Below are 20,332 nucleotides of genomic sequence, written 5' to 3'. Positions count from 1 at the left end.
TATGAGTATAAAATCAGTATTAGTGAGTCTATCGCTGGCGTCTGTCATGCACCAGGCGATAGCGCAACAAGATACGGTAAAGTATATAGGAAAGACATTATCCAATGTAGATTATCACCACGGACAGCTGGCACCTGCAGTGGGTACGCACAATATCCAGGTGTTTCGAGCAAATAGGGAATTCCCGGAATTAGCAGGCGGACACAACTTTACGTATAACCACCAGCCTTTTTTAGCGTATTGGAACAATACTTATTACCTACAGTTTCTCAGCAATCCTGTGGGGGAGCATATCGCGGAAGGAAAAACCTTGCTGCTGACGTCAAAAGATGGTCGCAATTGGTCTAATCCGACAGATTTATTCCCTACTTATCTGGTTCCAGAAGGCTTTACCAAGCCGGGACGAACGGATAAGGCCGGGAGAAATTTATATGCAATCATGCACCAGCGTATGGGTTTTTATCATGCAAAGAATGATAAATTGCTGACGCTTGGTTATTACGGTGTAGCCCTGGATGCCAAGGACGATCCAAATGATGGAAATGGTCTCGGACGTGTCGTGCGGGAGATCTACAACGATGGTAGCTTTGGGCCAATCTATTTTATTCACTTCAATGCTTCTTTCGATGAGAAGGGGGCCAAATATCCTTTTTATAAAAAGAGCAAAGATAAGGCCTTTGTACAAGCTTGTGACGAATTGCTGGGCACGCCACTCATGATGCAACAATGGGTCGAGGAGTCGGACCGAAACGATCCATTAATTCCCTTGCAACGTCCGGTAAAAGCTTTTTCCTTCTATCACCTAAATGATGGAAGGGTCGTCGGTTTATGGAAACATGCATTGACATCAATGAGTAAGGATAATGGAAAGACCTGGCAATATTCGCCTTTGCGTGCGCCTGGATTTGTGAATAGCAATGCGAAAATCTGGGGACAGAAAACTTTGGATGGACGTTACGCAATAGTGTATAACCCATCGGAATTCAGGTGGCCACTAGCCGTCTCAACCAGCAATGATGGATTGAATTATACCGATTTGTTATTGGTGACCGGTGAGATCACCACGATGCGTTATGGCGGGAACTATAAGTCGTATGGACCGCAATATGTTCGTGGTATCGTCGAAGGTAATGGCGTGGTTCCCGATAACAATATGTGGTTGACGTACAGTATGAACAAAGAAGATATTTGGACTGCAGTTGTACCTGTTCCGATCAAGTCTACTGTAGAAGAGGCCGTGAATGATAATTTCGCAAAAAATGCAGGACAAGCCTATAACAACTGGAATATTTATAGTCCGCTGTGGGCAAGTGCCAAGGTTGAAGGTACAGCGTTGGTTTTGCGAGATAAAGATCCTTTCGACTATGCGAAGGCAGATCGCGTCATTCAATCGGCTCAGAAAGGCAGCATTGAATTTACGGTGACCCCACAGCAAAATCATCATGGTTCTTTACAGATTGAATTGGTGAATGATAGTGGCTTAGCAGCTGCGAGAATTATCATGGACAAAGACGGCATGATCAAAAATAAAGCCGGGTACCGAAATGCCTCGTTGACGAAATATGAGGCGGGAAAAACGTATCACTTTGCATTGACTTTCGATGTGAGCACCCGCTCTTATCAAGTTGCTATCAATGGCGAGGACAAGGGTACGAAGCTATTTTTCCAACCTGTAAGCAACGTGAGCAAGGTGTCGTTCCGTACGGGGGATGTCAGAAGGTTTCCCAATGCGGATACGGAAACAGACCAAGATTTTGATGTTGAAAATGCAGGTGATTCGGTAAAAGAAGCCATTTATCAGATTACTTCGCTGAAAGCGGAAAAAGTAAAATAAATGAGAGGGTTTATTGTACATATTGTTTTATTGGCGGCCAGTTTTTCGGCAAAGGCAAATGTTATATTGCCCAATATTTTTGCCAATCACATGGTTTTGCAACGCAACCAACCGGTAGCCATTTTTGGTTCAGCGAGCCCTGGCGAGCAGGTAAGCGTAGCTTTTCAAAACCAGTTGAAGAGGACAGAAGCCGATCAAAATGGTCGTTGGAAAGTTGAACTAAAAGCCATGTCGGCTAATGCGGTTGGACAGACGTTGACCATCAGGGGAAACAATACGATCGAGCTTAAAGATGTTTTGGTCGGTGAAGTATGGTTGTGCTCGGGCCAATCGAATATGGAATACCAAATGCGTAAAATTGAGAAAGTTAAAGCTCCGTTGAGAGGTACCTATTTCCCTAAAAATGAAGTTTCCGAAGCAAACAATCCCAATATCCGAATTTTTTTAGTACGCCGAAAATTTCTGGCCAAACCGGATGGCCAATATCAGGGCTGGGCTGTCGCACGGGATTCGGCACTGCGTCAATTTTCTGCACCGGCCTATTTCTTCGGGAAAACGCTACAGCAAGAATTAGGTGTTCCTGTAGGCATTATTTCATCAGCTGTGAGCGGCAGCAGAATCGAGCCCTGGTTCTCCGAAGAATATTGGGCAAGTTCACCTTATCTGAAAGATAAAAACAAAGAAGGCGATCCCGGTAAATTCTTTCACACGATGATTGCACCATTAGCGCCTTATACCATAAAAGGATTTGTTTGGTACCAGGGTGAATCCAATACCTTTCTAAAAGAGAATATTAGTTATAGTTATAAAATGAAGGCGCTGATCGAAAATTGGCGAACTCTTTGGGAGAACCCCAAATTACCGTTTTATTTTACCGAGATCGCACCTTTTTATTATTCTCTGGACGAAAAAGGCCATGTCCGTATGCCGAGAACAGTGTTGCCAGAATTTCGGGAAGCCCAAGATCTGGTTTTACAATTGCCGCATACAGCACGTATCATTACGACAGATTTGGTCGATGATCCACACGATCTCCATCCAAGTTATAAATGGGAAATCGGCCGTCGTCATGCCCTTAAGGCTTTAAAATACACCTATCATAGCAATATTGTAGCCGATGGCCCTGAACTAGCGGCCGTAAAATATCAAGGCAAACTAGCAAGGGTAAAATTGAAACATGCGAAAGGCTTAAAGGCCATTGATGGTAACCCCTTAACATCATTTGAAGTTGCGGGTGAGGATGGCATCTTTTATCCAGCAAAGGCTACTATCAACGGACATACAGTCGTACTTGAAAGTGACCAGGTACAAAAAGTCCTTCAGGTCCGGTTTGGATGGGACGAAGCAGCGCAACCAAACTTGGTCAATGCCGCTGACCTGCCGGCTGCACCTTTTAGAACAAATAATCCATTACAACACATTAAATTAAAATAGTCTTTAGCGATCATGAACTTGAAAACAAAAATAGCGTTATCCTTACTTTTTTTTGGGACTATGGGATTGCAGGTATCCGCCCAAAAAACAGCGAGCCAGTACCTCTCTGGAACAGGAAAGGATGATGGTGTGTTATGGGATTTTTATGTGACCGAAGGCTTGAACGCTGGGAAATGGACTAAAATACCAGTTCCCTCCAACTGGGAACAACAAGGCTTCGGGAAATATAATTACGGGTTCAATAAAGAGGCTGATAAAGGCAAAGAGGTCGGTCACTATAAATATAGCTTTAACGTATCCGATGACTGGAAAAATAAGCAGGTTCGGATAGTTTTTGAAGGATCTATGACTGATACCGAAGTCAAGATCAATGGTAAGCTGGCCGGCGCCATCCATCAGGGATCATATTATGTTTTCAAATACGATATTACGAAACTATTGAAGTTTGGCGAAGAAAATCTATTGGAAGTCAATGTCGCTAAACATTCGGCAAACAAGTCGGTGAATGCGGCGGAACGGGAAGGTGATTTCTGGATTTTCGGTGGGATTTTTAGGCCGGTCTATTTAGAGGCCCTGCCCCAGCATCATATTGAACGTGTTTCGTTGGACGCAAAGGCTGACGGAACATTCCTAGCCAAAATAAAGACGGTGGGAGAAGCCGATGAAATTACCGTTCAACTATTTGACGCCAAAGGAAGGAAGTTTGGAAAACAGCTGAAAGCAAAGCTGTCAGACAAAAATAACTGGCTCGAGGGACAGTTTTCAGCGCCGCAATTATGGTCTGCCGAATTTCCAAACTTATATACAGCACAATTTACCTTGTCGAAAAATGGTAAGGTACAGCATCAGCTGGAGCAAAAATTTGGTTTTCGAACCATAGAAGTGAAAGAACGTGATGGTGTTTATGTCAATGGCGTAAAGGTTCGATTTAAAGGGGTCAATCGGCATGCGTTCGTTCCGGAATCGGGGCGGACGACGAGTAAGGAAGTTAGTATTGCCGATGTGAAGCTCATGAAGGAAATGAATATGAATGCTGTTCGGATGGCCCATTATCCGCCAGACAATCATTTTTTGGCTGTCTGTGATTCATTGGGTTTATATGTCATGAACGAGATAGCGGGCTGGCACGGACACTACGATAAGGAAATCGGTACCAAATTATTGCGGGAGATGATGGCGGTATCCGAAAATAATCCGTCCGTTGTTTTCTGGGCAAATGGCAATGAAGGTGGGCATAATCCGGATTTCGATCCCATCTTCGCAGAGGAGGATGTTCAAAAACGTGCCGTGATTTATCCTTGGGCCGTACATGATGGTTTTGAAACAACTCATTACCGGGAATATAATTATGGTATTGGTACCTATGATCATGGGCATAATATTATTATGCCGACGGAATTTTTGCATGGCATGTACGATGGCGGACATGGTGCCGGATTGGAGGATTATTGGAAAGCGATGCTTGCCAATCCCCTTGCTGCGGGCGGTTTTCTTTGGGATTTTCGTGATCAGGGCATCGTCAGGACGGATAAAGGTGGTATCATAGATACTGACGGAAATCGTGGCCCAGATGGTATTATTGGTCCACACGGCGAAAAGGAAGGAAGCTTCTTTACCATTAAAGAAGTATGGAGTCCTATCTTCTTTGAAAAACGAGAAATGACCAAAGGATTTGATGGTTCGTTCCATATTGAAAATAGATATTCTTTTACCAATATTAATCAGTGTTCATTTTCGTACGAACTCAAAAAGTTGGGTGGTTATGATGAAGCGAAAGAAACAAAAAACGGAACGATTGTCGCACCCAATATCCGCCCTGGTGAGAAAGGAATCTTAAAAGTTGATTTCCCTACAGGTTGGGAGGACTTCGATGTTTTATATATTACTGCAAAAGATGCGCATCAACAGGAACTTTTTACCTGGAGTTTTCCAATTACATTGCCGAATCAGGTGGCAGGTAGTCTCCTGAAACCAAATGGAACAGGGGAGATTGTCGTACAGGAGACCCCGAATACGTATCTGGTAAAAGCAAATGGCATTCGCTATCAAATCAATAAGACAAGCGGATTACTGGAGCAGGTTCAAAATGCCAAAGGAATAATTCCTGTCAAAAACGGACCGGTTTTGCAGGAAGCGGTGACAAATTATAAGAATTTCAAATTGAGCCGTGAGGATGGAAAGGTGATTATCGCATCTACTTTTGATAAAAAAAATAGTTACAATACCTTGCGTTGGGAAATCCTTGCTTCGGGACAGTTGAAGATGCATGTTCAATATTTTCCTGAAAGTTATTTTACACGTTTTGTTGGGGTGAATTTCGATTTTCCAGAAGATCAAATCGAAGGTGTTGAGTATCGGGGAATGGGCCCTTATCGGGTTTGGAAAAACCGGATGAAAGGGAATCAGTTTGGCGTGTGGAAAAAGAAGTACAATAACACGGCAACGGGCGAATCGCCATTCGAATATCCCGAATTTAAAGGGTACCATGCCAATATGTACTGGACCAAATTTATCGGAAAGGATCAAAGTTTCCGCGTGTTTACCGATCGGGAGGATGTGTTTTTGCGTTTATATACGCCAAAAGAACAGCAAGATACCGAATGGAAAAACATGGAACCTACTTTTCCGAAAGGCGATATTTCTTTTATGAATGGTATTTCAGCCATCGGCACGAAAACACAAAAGCCAGAAACGACCGGGCCTATGGGCATGAAGCACGTTTACTACGATTTTGAGAAGGAGCCAGCTCGGGCTTTGCATATGGTACTTTATTTTGATTTTGAAAACTAATGAAAGCTAATACTCTTGCATCCTTTTTATCCATGTTCTTGTCGATCTTGTGGCATCAGGCTACAGCGCAGATCACTGTTGCAAACCTGCGGACTGAATTACGTTCGAATCCGATCGGTATAGATGTCATTGCTCCAAGACTGAGCTGGCAATTGCAGGGCAGTGAGCGGTCTATCCGACAAGAAGCCTATCAGGTACTTGTCGCTTCCTCACAAGAAAAACTGGATCAGAATATCGGCGATTTTTGGGATTCTGGGAAACAGGTTTCGAATAATTCCACGTATGTTATTTATGCAGGCAGCGCTCTGCAGAGCCGCATGGAAGTGTTCTGGAAAGTAAAAGTGTATACGAATAAGGGTGAAAGTAGCTGGTCTGAGCCGGCGGTTTGGACTATGGGGCTGCTGCATTACAAAGATTGGACAGGACGCTGGATTGGTTTTGATCAGTATTTCCCATCAGACAATGAAAAGACTAGTCAATTGGCTGCCCGTTATTTCAGAAAGGAATTTACAACAACCAAACAGATTAAGCGGGCTACAGCCTATGTGATGGGGCTAGGACTTTATGAATTATATATTGACGGCAAGAAGATAGGCGATCAAGTACTGGCTCCAGTGCCTACGGATTATACAAAGAACATTAAGTATAATGTTTTGGATGTAACAAAATCACTTTCGCAGGGTAAACATGCGCTTGGTGTCATTTTAGGAAATGGCCGCTTTTATGCCATGCGTCAAGCAAAACCTTATAAAGTAAAAACCTTTGGATTCCCCAAATTGCAGATGCAGCTTATGTTGACCTATACGGATGGCTCAACGGAAGTCATTAAGACCGATGATTCGTGGAAAGGAACGGCCGAAGGACCCATAACGGCAAATAACGAATATGACGGTGAGAATTATGATGCCAGAAAGGAGCTAACGGGCTGGGCAAATCCGGATTATGACGATAACACATGGTTAAAGGCTGCTTTTGTGCAGGAGCCCGGTGGCAATTATGAAGCGCAGTCGGAAGGTATGAAGGTTATGCAAGATATTGCACCAGTTTCGATTGTCAAAAAGTCCGAAGGAAAATACATCCTTGATTTCGGACAGAATTTCTCGGGTTGGATAAAGATGACGGTGACTGGTACGCGTGGAACAGCGGTGACACTCCGTTTTGCAGAATCTTTGACGGAAGACGGCGAGTTATTTACAACCAATCTGCGCGATGCCAAAGCAACGGATCATTATATATTAAAAGGTGGCGGAAAAGAAACCTGGGAACCGCGGTTTACCTACCATGGATTTCGTTATGTGGAAGTCAGCGGTTATCCGGGTGTAGCTTCAAAAGATAATTTTGTTGGACGTTTTGTCTACGACGATATACCCGATGCGGGAACTTTTGTGTCTTCCAACACACTCATCAATCGGATCCATCAGAATGCTTGGTGGGGGATCGCCTCAAACTACAAAGGTATACCGGTAGATTGTCCTCAACGCAATGAGCGTCAGCCTTGGTTGGGTGACCGTCCAGTCAGTGCATACGGTGAGAACTTCCTCTTTGATAACGCCAATTTTTATACTAAATGGCTCGAAGATATTCGGCTGTCCCAAAAGGAGGATGGCGCGTTACCGGATGTTGCACCAGCCTTCTGGCGCTACTATAGTGATAATATCAGCTGGCCAGGAACATACCTATTTATCGCCGATATGCTCTATCAGCAGACTGGCGATCTGCGCATTTTGGAAAAACATTATCCGGCCATGAAAAAATGGATGGATTATATGCAGGCTCGTTATACAGGCCCGGGTGGTATCATTACTAAGGACAGTTATGGAGATTGGTGTTTCCCACCGATAACCATTGAAGCCGGAAGAGGAAAGATTGCCGATAAAAAATATCCAAGCGCATTGATCGCAACATCTTATTACTATCATTTGCTGCAAATGATGAACCGATTTAGTGTCCTCGTCGGCAACGGACAGGATCAAGCTAACTTTTTGGATCGTGCAGCGAAGATGAGAGTAGCATTTAATGCCGCGTTCTATCGCGATGCAGGCTATTATGGTAGTAATTCATTGACCGATAACCTACTACCAATGTATTTGGGATTGGTAGAGGATGCGAATAGAGAAAAGCTCAGTAATCGGATCGTTGAGATTGTCGAAAAAGAAAATCAGGGGCATCTGAGTACAGGACTTATCGGAACACAATGGATTATGCGCACGCTTACCAAAATAGGTCGTGTGGATCTTGCCTATAAAATTGCAACCAATAAGACCTATCCTTCTTGGGGTTACATGGTAGAAAATGGGGCCACAACAATTTGGGAGTTGTGGAATGGGAATACTGCCCATCCCAAAATGAACTCACAAAATCATGTGATGATGTTGGGCGATCTCTTGGTATGGCTCTATGAGGATCTGGCGGGCATCAAATCAAAGGAGCATGCTTTTCAGACTGTTGTCATGAAACCGCAGGTCGTAGCAGGATTGGATCATGTGGATGCAAGCTATAAAAGTGTTTATGGAACCATTCAATCCAGTTGGAGCAAAAGCAAATCGGCTTTCGAATGGAAGATTTCTATTCCGGCCAATACCAGAGCAGAGATCTATCTGCCTACGACAGAACTGTCCACGATTCTGGAAAGCAACCGAAAATTAAAAAACGATAAAGATGTTCAGATTCTACGACAGGAAAAATCAGGCACTTGGTTCGTTATTGGATCTGGACATTACCAATTCAAAATTAAACTATAAGCAGTATTTAGTATACATGTATAATATTAAAAATACATTTATGAAGATAAAGATTAAATTAGCAACAGCCCTATTGTTTTTATATTCCTTGTGTTCTTACGGACAAAATCCGACATTAAAAGAATGGCAAAAAGGAGTCATAAAAGATGAGTTTATTTATGATACAGCATCTTTCCCTTCCTGTCATTCGGCTACCATGGCAGAGACCGATCAAGGCCTAGTATATGCCTTTTTTGGTGGAACGAAAGAACGTCATCCCGATGTGGAAATCTATGTGAGTAGATTTGAAAACGGCAACTGGTTAGCGCCAGTGTCGGCAGCGGATGGTGTACAGCCAGATGGCAAGCGCTTGCCGACCTGGAACCCAGTTTTATATCAAATACCCAACGGAGATCTCTTGTTATTCTATAAAATTGGGCCCAAACCATCGGAATGGTGGGGCATGCTCAAACGCTCCAAAGATGGCGGAAAGACTTGGTCTGCTGCCGAACGATTGCCCGATGGCTTTATTGGACCTGTGAAAAACAAACCTGTTCTTTTGCAAAATGGCACCTTGCTGAGTCCTTCAAGCACGGAAGGAAATGGCTGGAACGTACATTTTGAAGCGAGTTCGGATTTCGGTAAGACCTGGCGCAAGATAGGTCCAATCGCCCGTGGTGCAGATAATCTGGACGCCATACAACCGAGCATACTTGACCACGGAAATGGCCGGTTGCAAATATTAGCGCGCACACGCAACCGTGCGGTTGTGACATCCTGGTCAAAGGACTGGGGTGAGCACTGGACCCCACTGGAAAAAACGACGCTCCCCAATAATAATTCGGGTACAGATGCCGTAACGCTAAGTGACGGACGGCATGTATTGGTGTATAACCACGTGCTTCCGGAAGGTAACTTAGCTAAAGGCGCACGTACCCCATTAAATGTTGCCTTTTCCAAAAATGGCAAGGACTGGCAGGCTGCGCTTGTTCTTGAGGATTCGCCAATCAGCCAGTATTCTTATCCCGCAGTGATTCAAACTAAAGATGGGCTATTGCATTTTGGCTACACCTGGCGTAGAAAGAAAATGAAACATGTCGTCGTAGATCCGAAGAAAGTGAAGTTAATCCCGATCAAGGATGGCATATGGCCAATAAAAAAGGGATATAAAAAACCAGATCCTAATGTATATGTCAAAGAAGAAGAATAAGCTCATTTTCACCTTATGCCTGTGTGTCGTTTCGCTTATGGTGAAAGGTCAAGACAGCTTAATGAATTATGAGCATAAATTTAAGCAACCGCTAGAAAAAGTTCTGGCGATAATGCAGGAGCGCTATCAGGTCAAGATCAAATATGATCCACTGATGGTCAAGAACATTATAGTGGAGTATGCTCCTTGGAAGTTGAGAGCAGATCTTGGCGGTACAGAAATCAATTTGCTGTATCCTTCGGGTTTTAAACTGCAAGAGGAAGCAAAGCCTAATACGTATAAATTAAAATCATACGAGTATTACCGCTGGAAACCACAGGAAGGCTGGGATTTTCTGAACCTCTTGTCTAAAAAATATACAGATCAGGCAAGTTGGGAAAAGAGAAAAGATCAATTGCGTGTTGCGTTGAGACAAGCGATGTACTGGGATAAGCTGAAAAGTATACCGAATCAACCCATTCAATTAGGCAAGGTACGTCGCTATGCGGACTACCAGGTTCAGAATTTTGCCTTAGAAATTATACCAGGGGTCTATATCAATGGCAGTATCTATACGCCGCTCAAACAGAAGAAAAATATCCCAGTTGTGCTTTCTCCAGATGGTCATTGGCCACAGCAGCGCTACCGTTCGGATGCGCAAAAGAGATTTATCACCTTAGCTCGAATGGGATGTATGGCAGTAAGCTATGACCTATTTGCCTGGGGCGAGTCTTTATTGCAGTTTGCTGGTTCAGATCATCGCAGCAGTGAGGCGATGTTAATGCAGACCTGGGGCGCCGAGCGCATTTTAGACTATGTTATGAGCCTGCCACAAGTCGATCGGAGCAGGGTAGGTATCAGTGGTGGATCAGGTGGAGGTAGTCACAGTATTTTAATGGCCGCCTTGGACGATCGTTTTACTTTGGTCGCCCCTGTCGTGGCGATGTCATCCTACTTCTTTGGTGGATGCCCCTGTGAGAGTGGACTGCCCGTGCATTTTGTCTGTGGTGGTACCAATAATGTCGAACTGGCTGCGATGACAGCGCCCAAACCACAGCTGATCATCTCCGATGGGCAGGATTGGACGAAGGAGACCGCAATCAACGATTTTCCGTACCTGCAACATATTTACGGTTATTATGGGCAGCAAAATCAGGTGCAACATACACATTTTCCTGATGAAGGCCATGATTTTGGCTATAACAAAAGGCAGGCACTCTACAAATTCCTAACAGATCATTTTCAATTGGATCAATCTAAAGCTGCCGATATCATCGCGGAGACCGGTATTCAGATCGAGCCTGAAGAATTATTATACAGTTTCGGAAAGAAAGGTGAAGACTTACCAAAGAACGCCATTCGTGGGATGGAACAATTGAAAGTAGTATTAAAATCATATCAGATTGAACTATGATGAACCGAAAAAAATTTATAGGCAATACCTTGGCCTTAATTGGTGTAGCAGCACTGCCTTCTGTTCTCTTTGCAGCACAAAAGCAGCGTTACAATGTTGCCGTAATCGATCTGATGATATTAAAGCGGCAAAAACTAAGTGCATTTGACCTGGCAAAAGAAATAGGAGCGGATGGGTTGGAGGTAGATATGGGCGGACTGGGCAACCGGGTTACTTTTGACAGTAAGTTAGGTGATCCTGCGCAACGGAAGGCCTTTCTTGACAAAGCAAAGGAAACCGGAATAACGATCTGTTCGTTGGCCATGACTGGCTTTTATGCACAGTCTTTTGCCACACGGCCGACTTATCAGCAGATGGTAGGGGATTGTTTGGACACTTGTCAGAAAATGGGCGTTAAAGTGGCTTTTTTGCCTTTGGGCGTAACGTGCGATTTGGTTAAGTATCCTGAGTTGCGACCTGCTATCGTGGAGCGTCTTCGTGTGGTTGGCGAGATGGCAAAAAAGGCCGGTGTGGTGATCGGAATTGAAACAGCTTTGGACGCGAAAGGCGAAGTCGGTCTTTTAAAAGAAGTTGGTTCCAAACATATCCAAATCTATTTTAATTTTTCCAATCCGTTGAAAGAAGGGCGTGATCTGATTCAGGAGCTGACTATTTTAGGAAAGAAGCGGATCTGTCAGATACATTGTACGGATGAGGATGGTGTCTGGCTCGAAAATAATAAACGACTAAATATGCCCCTGGTAAAACAAACCTTGGATCGTATGGGCTGGCGCGGTTGGCTCGTGATCGAGCGATCTCGCGATGCTAATCTATCACCACGTGCCGTCAAAGAAAATTTTGGTGCAAATACACGTTACGTAAAACAGGTGTTTCAATGAAATTAAACTGGATAATATCGCTTGTAGTGGTAGTAATGGGCATGCAGGGATGTCGAAGTATTCCGGTTGAAAAACAGCTGGATAATATCCTGTTACGTGCCGATCAGGTAGGAGCGGGAGAGATGCCTCTTGAGCCAGAGAAGATACAATCCCCTTTTACGGCATGGAAGGTCCAGCGGCCGACATTTCCGATGCGACATGATACTGCAGGGCCTGCTGAAAATATACAGGCTAAGCTCGATCAGCTTGCGGCACAGGGGGGAGGTACGTTAGTACTGAAAGGACATCACTATACAGGACGGATTACGCTAAAATCCCATATTAATTTAAAATTGGGTGAAGGTTCCGTTTTGGAATTTAAGCATGAAATCAATGATTTTCTGCCTGTGGTGTTTACACGGAACGAAGGAGTAGAATTATATAGCTTGGGGGCTTGTATTTATGCCAATGGGGCAGAAAACATTGCCATCACGGGATCAGGTAGAATTATTGGCCCCGGTGAAGGCAGCGTCCGGAATAAAACCATGACGCATGACGTCATTGAAAATATTGTCGATAGTAATACGCCTGTTGAGCAGCGGATCTACGATGGAAAGACCGCAGATTTCATCTTCCCACCGGCACTCATTGCGCCTATTAACTGCAAAAGTGTCTGGATTGAAGGTGTATCGCTCGAGCGTACTGCTTTTTGGAATATCGTGCCCACGTATTGTGAGGATGTCGTGATCCGTGGGGTACGTATACAGTCAATTGGTATACCACGTGGGGATGGGATCGATATTGAATCATGCAACCGCGTGCTTTTGGAGTACTGTACCCTAAATACTGGAGACGATTGTATTGCCGTAAAAGCAGGACGTGGGTTCGACGGACTACGGGTAAATAGACCTTCGGAAAATATAGTTGTTCGCTATTGCTTTTCCGAAAAAGGTCATGGTGGATTGACGATCGGTAGCGAGACTGCCGGCATGGCCAAGCAGGTGTATGTCCATGATTGTGTGTTTGGAAAAACCAATGTTGGCATCCGTTTTAAGACCAGAAGGCCACGCGGTGGTGGCGGATCTGATATTCACTTTGAGCGTATCCGGATGCAGGAGGTGGAATCAGCTTTACGCTGGGATATGCTGGGACAAGCCCAACATGTGGGCAATCAGGCTAGCCGTGATTTCGAAGTTCAAAAGAACGCTCTGACACCACGTTTCGCGAATATCCAAATAAAGGATATCTATATTGATGCAGCTAAAAATTGTATTAAGATCGAAGGTATTCCAGAGTCTGTTTTGGAAAACGTATCTATTGATCGTGTTTTTGGACGCGGAGACCGGTATCTGTCGATTAAAGATGCTAAAAATATCAAGATTAAAAACAGTGTTTTTTTGTGTAAAGATACCAGTATCTCAACAACCAATGTTTTGGGACTGATACAAGATCGCGTGCGTGTCATCACGGAATCGCCCTAATAGTTGGTTATGAATACAGTCGGGGAAAAAAGAAAAAGAATGAAGAATATTGTAAAACAGGGAATCGTTTTAGGAAGCATTCTCCTGTTATTACTAGCTATGCCCCTAGTTGGTATGGCTAAGTTATCAGTAACGCGCGTTTTGATAGAAGGACGCGAAAACCCATTGGGTATAAATACATTAAAACCTTCATTTAGCTGGCAATTGCACAGCGATAAATTTGATGTGCAACAACAGGCTTATCGTATCCAGATCAGTAAAAGCGCTCGTTTTGCAAAGGAGTATATTCTTTGGGATTCCCAATGGGTAGCGACAGAACAATCCCTGAATTCGTTATACCAAGGAAATCCTTTAGCTACGGGTACAAGTTATTACATCAGAATACACGTTCGTGATAATAAAAGGGAGACAGCTACAAGCGCGGTACAACGTTTTCATACGGGATTACTGCATGCAGAAGATTGGGGCAATGCCCGATGGATTGCTAAAGATATATTACCGGATTCATTAGTCAATCCACTGCCGCTAAGCTCCAGCAAGCTCCGCCTGGATAAAAGTTATGACCTTCCGGTTTTCCGGAAATCAGTTCAGGTGAAAAAGAAGATCAGTTCTTCAATCGCTTATGTGGCAGGTCTGGGACATTACGAATTGCTCTTGAACGGCAAGCGGGTAGATGATGCAGTGCTACAGCCGGGTTGGACAAAATATGACAAAGAAGCCTATTATGTGGTTTATGATCTTACCCAAGCCTGGCAACAGGGAAAGAATACAATTGCTGCCCTATTAGGAAATGGGTTTTATTATATTCCACCAATTAAAGGCCGATTTCAAAAACATAAAGTTGCTTTTGGTCTGCCAAAGCTCAAACTTAAGATCGTCAATACCTATACGGACGGGACGCAAGAAATGATCGTTAGTGATGCAGGCTGGAAAACACACCGGTCACCCATTACTTTTTCCAGCATGTATGGTGGCGAGGATTACGATGCACGGATTTTACCTGATCATTGGTCAGCCCCTGTTTACGATGATAGGAACTGGCAGCAAGCGCGCATAACGGATGGACCACATCTACGGGCTCAGGATATTGATCCGGTAAAAATTATGCAGCGCTTCGCACCTGTTGGATTTCAGCAAGCTGATGGGGGGAAACGGATCACCTATGATTTTGGACAGAATGCGTCGGGCATTGTCACTATGCAAATGACCGGACAAGCGGGAGATACCGTACGGGTGTATCCGGCCGAATTGCTGACGGCGGATGGCCGCCCTAGTCAAAAGCATTCAGGAAGCCCTTATTATTATCAATATATTTTTGCAAAATATGGGACGGTGTCCTGGCAGCCACGTTTTACGTATTATGGATTTCGCTACGCTGAAGTTCAGTTACATCCTGCTGGTAGCAAACCGGTTCGAATGGATGCGATACAGTTGGCCCATATCCGGAATAGTACAGCACAGGTGGGAAGCTTTGAAAGTTCCGATACGCTATTTAATCAGATCCATGGATTGATCAATTGGGCTATTAAGAGTAATATGGTTAGTGTCTTTACGGATTGTCCACACCGCGAAAAATTGGGCTGGCTGGAGCAGTTACATTTAATGGGGCCGTCGGTACAATTTAACTTTGATGCTGAACGCCTGTTTGCCAAGTCGCTGCGGGATATGCGCCAATCTCAGACAAAGGATGGGTTGGTTCCTGAAATAGCGCCCGAATATGTGCAGTTTGACTGGGGCGGGGATATGTTCAGGGATTCGCCCGAGTGGGGAAGCAGCTCAATTATCCTGGCATGGTATGCCTACTGCTGGTATGGAAACAAGGCTTTTCTAACTGATAATTATGCCATGATGACCCGTTATATTGATTATTTGGGCACAAAGGTTAAGGATCATATTTTGACACAGGGTTTGGGGGACTGGTATGATTTGGGCCCCGGACGTCCGGGTGTTTCCCAGCTGACCACTCCAGGGATTACGGCTACGGCAATTTATTACTATGACTTGAAGCTTATGGTAGACATCGCTACGCTACTGGGAAAAAAAGAAGATGCCGAAAAATTTAAGACGATACAGCAGGCCGTATTCAATGCGTTCAATCAGCAATTTTATAGTCCTCAGGAGCACAGCTATGGCTCCGGTAGTCAGACGGCGCTGGCCATGCCGCTCTACGTTGGTTTAGTACCCCAGGAAGCCGAACAGGCAGTCTTTGAAAGATTAACAAAAGCGGTCTGTCAAAACGATACGGCGTTGACGGCCGGAGATATCGGTCACCGCTACCTATTAAAAGTGTTGCAAGCCAACAACCGTGATGATCTGATCTATGCCATGCATCACCGTGACGACAGGCCCGGGTATGGTTATCAACTGCGGAAAAGTGCTACAGCACTGACCGAGTCCTGGGCAGGACTCCCAAACGTCTCCAATAATCATTTTATGCTTGGACACCTGATGGAATGGTTTCATACCGGTTTGGGTGGGATACAGCAAGATGCAGGATCGACCGCATTTAAACATTTTCGGATCGATCCCAAATTGCTAAACGCACTGAAAGACTGTGAAATAAGTTTTAGAAGCCCATATGGTAAAATTTATTTTAACCGGGAGCAATCGAAAGGAAATTATCAACTGGAAATTCCTGTCAATAGCCAATGTACGTTGATTTTGCCAAAGGGAAATTATGAGGTCAATGGATGGGCCATGGAGGGACAAACGGTCAATGTAAAAGAAGACCATGTTGAATTCAAATTGGGCTCAGGAAAATATACAATTACTCAATGAAAGCTGATATCGTGATTATTTTAGCCAGTTATAAACCCATTGAAATACCATTAGACAACAACGTAAATAGTTCAGATTGTACTAACGAAGAAAAAGAGTAGACAGATGAAAAGATTAATGCTATTGCTATCCATTGCTTTGGCCGGTCCTAAATTAAAGGCTCAAACTCCGGCAGTTTCCAGTGCGGAAATGACAAAAATTTATGAAGAAGTAAAGACCCCCTATAAGTATGGACTTGTTTTAGTACCTGCGCATAAAGGTGAACTGATGGATTGTCCGACTATTTATAAGGAGGGGAAATATTGGTATATGACCTACATTGTGTTTGATGGAAGTGGTTATGAGACCTGGCTGGCGCAGAGCTCGGATCTTTTGAACTGGAAGACCTTGGGGAAACAACTCTCCGTGGCACCAGATGGCAGCTGGGATGCTAAGCAGCGAGCAGGATATAATGCCTTGGTGGATACAAAATGGGGCGGGAAGTATAAGCTCAACAGCTACGCTGGAAAATACTGGATGTCCTATTTCGGTGGTTCCACACCTGGTTACGAACCTGAGCCGCTGGCGATTGGGATGGCTTATACAACTAAAAAACCAACACAACCTGTGGAATGGCAAAGGTTGTCTAAGCCCGTGTTGACCAGTACGGATCGGGATGTTTCCTGGTGGGAAAATCGGCATAAGCTATTCAAAAGCTATGTGATTGAAGATACTGATAAACAGACGGGCCATCGCTTCGTCATGTATTACAATGCCGTAGGCGATTCATTACCCAATAATAAAGCAACACGATGGTATGAACGTATTGGTATGGCTGTGTCTGACGATATGAAAACCTGGAAGCGTTTTCAAAAAGATCCGGTGGTTCATCATCCTATCGGCATCACGGGTGACCCTATGATTCAGCGGATCCATAATACTTGGGTCATGTTTTATTTTGGCGCTTTCTGGAAAGACCGTAAAGGGGCATTCAATCGATTTGCGGCATCCAAGGATCTAATCTACTGGACAGATTGGGATGGTGCAAATCTGATTGAATCAAGTGAAAGTTTTGATCAGCAATATGCGCACAAATCATTTGTATTGAAAGTGGAGGGTGTTGTTTATCATTTTTATTGTGCAGTGGACGGCAAAGGTAACCGCGGTATCGCCTTGGCAACTTCGAAAGATTTAGGTAGAAGTACGGTGCGTTTTAAAGACTTAAGCCGAGAGCAAGAATAGCCCCTCAGGCATAGGTCACTTTTCAAAAAACTATTCCTAATGGATAAACCTGAAGGAAGTTTAAATACCTCCATATAGACTAACGAATAAAGACGCAAGCACGAAGCCATCATTGACTGCAATGAAAGCAGTGCTTATAAATAACCATTTACTTATGAATTTATATTATTTTATTTCTATTCTCTTTTTATTTCAACTTCAGCTTGTATACGGACAAGGACGTTCAAAAATCAGCTTTAATGAAAACTGGCATTTTACGTTGCAGGATCAGCTGGGCTATCGCTTGAACGACGGAGATGCCCAAGCTTGGGAATCGGTCGAACTCCCTCATGACTGGAGTATTAAAGCTGATTTTGGCGCTAGTTACCCAGCAGGTAATGCAGGAGGAGCATTGCCTGGCGGAATTGGCTGGTATAGTAAGGAGTTTAAGCTGCCGACCGTAGATCAGGGTAAAAATATACAGTTGTACTTTGGCGGAGTTTACCGTTATGCAGAAATATGGATTAATGGTGTTTATTTTGGGAAAAAGCCCAATGGTTACCTCTCTTTTACACTGGATCTGACTCCGCATCTCAAATTTGGGAACCAGCCCAACCGGATCGCTGTTCGTGTGGATAATAGTAAACAGCCAAACTCCAGATGGTATTCAGGTTCCGGAATCTACCGGGATGTTTATCTGATCAAGACCGGTCCAGTACGCCTCGATGAGCAGGAGACTTTTATCACCACGCCCGAAATCCGTGGTGAACTGGGACAGCTGAAAATACTTTCCAAGTTGAATAAGCGTTCCCGTTCTAATGGCGTTGCAGGGAAGAAATATCAAATTACGATATGGGATCCCAATGGCAATCTGCTGCTGAAAAAAACAGGGCTGGAGAAAGATGGATATATTGATGCATCCCTTCAAGTGGAAAAACCACAACGTTGGAGTCCCCTTGCTCCGAATTTATATCGCGTGCAACTGGCTCTTTTAACTGAAAATAATACAATCGAAGATCAAATCGAAAAGCGAATTGGATTCCGGACAATTCGGTTTGATGCAAAAACAGGTTTTTACTTAAACGGTGAGGCTTTGAAGATTTATGGAGTCTGCATGCATCATGATTTGGGCATTTTAGGGGCGGCTTTCAATAAGTCCGCTGCAAAAAGGCAGCTTGTTATGATGAAAGAAATGGGCGCCAATGCCATTCGCACTGCGCATAATCCACCCGCAGAAGAGTTACTCGATCTCTGCGACGAAATGGGAATTTTGGTTTACAATGAAGCCTTTGACATGTGGAAAAAGCGAAAAAATAAGTTCGACTACCACATTGACTTTCCTACGGAACACCTCAAGGATATTGAGGCATGGGTGCGTCGAGATCGTAATCATGCTTCGGTTATCCTATGGAGCATCGGAAATGAAATTCGAGAACAATTTGACTCCACGGGTATTGCCTTAACGCAAGAAATGGCCAAATTGGTAAAATCTCTGGATCCAACACGCCCCGTTACTGCTGCCTTGACCGAAAATAATTATGTAAAGAATTTTATCGCACAGGCAGAGGCTTTGGATGTACTGGGCTTCAACTACAAACATGAAGATTATGATAAATTACCTGTAGAATTCAAAAATATACCGCTGTTGGCATCAGAAACCGTGTCTGCCTTACAGACCAGAGGGGTATATGACAGGCTGCACGACACGATTCAGCTTTGGCCTGCATCATCGAAGGACAAATATGTCGTCAATGGCAATCCTGATTATACGGTATCGGCCTATGATAATGTTGCCGCCTACTGGGGCACAAGCCATGAGAAAGCTTGGTTGGCGGTCAAGAACCGTCCTTTTTTGGCGGGAACATTTGTCTGGACCGGTTTTGATTATCTTGGCGAACCCGTTCCTTACCCTTATCCTGCAAGGAGCTCTTACTATGGCATTGTTGATCTTGCCGGTATTCCCAAAGATGTGTACTACATGTATCAGTCTGAATGGACAAACCAGGATGTCCTGCATCTTTTACCGCATTGGAATTGGAAAACCGGCGATAGTGTGGACGTGTGGGCTTATTATAACAAGGCTGAGGCGGTCGAACTGTTTCTCAATGGTAAGAGTTTGGGAACTTCAGCAAAGACAGCAGATCGTTTGCACGCTAGCTGGAAGGTGCCTTTTGAAAAAGGCGAACTGAAGGTGGTTAAAAAGCGGGCTGGTAAAATTGTTCAGGAAGCAAGTGTCCGCACGGCCAAAGAAGCACATGCAGTAAAAGTTTCTGTGGAACATGAAAAATATGCCACAGGAGAATCCCGGGACCTTTATTTTGTGACCGCAGAACTGGTGGATCAAGCAGGACAGTCCGTGTTGCACAATGATCAGGAAATTGAGTTTATTGTAAAGGGAAATGCGAAAGTGCCTGGAACCGATAACGGATTTCAGGCCGACCTAAGGGGCTTACATCAGCCCAAAAGAAGAACATTTAAGGGAAAAGCATTGGGAATGATTCAAAAAATGGCCGACACACCCTGTACTGTGATTATCAGCTCGGCTTTAGGTGACCAACAAATATCGATCTAGGTACAGCGAGATATAGTTTTTATCCATTTTTGGTGAAATTTAATTCAGGTTCGTTATTCAGTC

Annotated in this window: 11 protein-coding genes; all 11 read left to right on the top strand. The window is 44.1% G+C overall.

The features are described 5' to 3' along the window. Nucleotide 1: 1 nt before the first annotated feature. Complete coding sequence (locus VXM68_RS02895; RefSeq protein WP_367210408.1) at nt 2-1,834, top strand: exo-alpha-sialidase; 1,833 nt, start codon at nt 2-4, stop codon at nt 1,832-1,834. Further along, a complete protein-coding gene (locus tag VXM68_RS02890) occupies nt 1,835-3,268 on the top strand; it encodes a sialate O-acetylesterase (RefSeq protein ID WP_367210407.1) in 1,434 nt (477 codons plus the stop codon). It abuts the gene before it with no gap. 12 nt (nt 3,269-3,280) lie between these two features. Further along, nucleotides 3,281-6,058, top strand: coding sequence for a glycoside hydrolase family 2 protein (locus VXM68_RS02885; protein ID WP_367210406.1), 2,778 nt, complete (start codon nt 3,281-3,283; stop codon nt 6,056-6,058). Then, nucleotides 6,058-8,799, top strand: coding sequence for a family 78 glycoside hydrolase catalytic domain (locus VXM68_RS02880; protein ID WP_367210405.1), 2,742 nt, complete (start codon nt 6,058-6,060; stop codon nt 8,797-8,799). Before VXM68_RS02885 ends, VXM68_RS02880 begins: the two co-directional genes overlap by 1 nt. A 40-nt stretch (nt 8,800-8,839) precedes the next feature. Next, nucleotides 8,840-9,988: an exo-alpha-sialidase gene (locus VXM68_RS02875; protein ID WP_367210404.1), complete on the top strand. Its 1,149-nt coding sequence runs from the start codon at nt 8,840-8,842 to the stop codon at nt 9,986-9,988. Then, nucleotides 9,969-11,381 (top strand): S9 family peptidase, encoded by a 1,413-nt coding sequence (locus VXM68_RS02870; protein ID WP_293956962.1) that lies wholly within the window; start codon nt 9,969-9,971, stop codon nt 11,379-11,381. The genes VXM68_RS02875 and VXM68_RS02870 overlap by 20 nt, the downstream gene beginning before the upstream one ends. Further along, nucleotides 11,378-12,259, top strand: coding sequence for a sugar phosphate isomerase/epimerase family protein (locus tag VXM68_RS02865; protein WP_367210403.1), 882 nt, complete (start codon nt 11,378-11,380; stop codon nt 12,257-12,259). Before VXM68_RS02870 ends, VXM68_RS02865 begins: the two co-directional genes overlap by 4 nt. Then, nucleotides 12,256-13,719, top strand: a complete 1,464-nt coding sequence (locus tag VXM68_RS02860; RefSeq protein WP_367210402.1) for a glycoside hydrolase family 28 protein — start codon at nt 12,256-12,258, stop codon at nt 13,717-13,719. Before VXM68_RS02865 ends, VXM68_RS02860 begins: the two co-directional genes overlap by 4 nt. Nucleotides 13,720-13,758: 39 nt before the next feature. Then, nucleotides 13,759-16,497 (top strand): family 78 glycoside hydrolase catalytic domain, encoded by a 2,739-nt coding sequence (locus VXM68_RS02855; RefSeq protein ID WP_367210401.1) that lies wholly within the window; start codon nt 13,759-13,761, stop codon nt 16,495-16,497. A gap of 105 nt (nt 16,498-16,602) precedes the next feature. Further along, complete coding sequence (locus VXM68_RS02850; protein ID WP_367210400.1) at nt 16,603-17,718, top strand: glycosylase; 1,116 nt, start codon at nt 16,603-16,605, stop codon at nt 17,716-17,718. Between the two features lie 154 nt (nt 17,719-17,872). Continuing rightward, entirely contained in the window at nt 17,873-20,269 is a 2,397-nt protein-coding gene (locus VXM68_RS02845; RefSeq protein ID WP_367210399.1) for a glycoside hydrolase family 2 TIM barrel-domain containing protein, read from the top strand. Nucleotides 20,270-20,332: the final 63 nt, after the last annotated feature.

The sequence above is a fragment of the Sphingobacterium sp. R2 genome (assembly GCF_040760075.1).
Taxonomy (GTDB): Bacteria; Bacteroidota; Bacteroidia; order Sphingobacteriales; family Sphingobacteriaceae; genus Sphingobacterium.
Note: the sequence above shows the minus strand (reverse complement) of the source record. Positions and strands in the feature narration are given on the sequence as shown.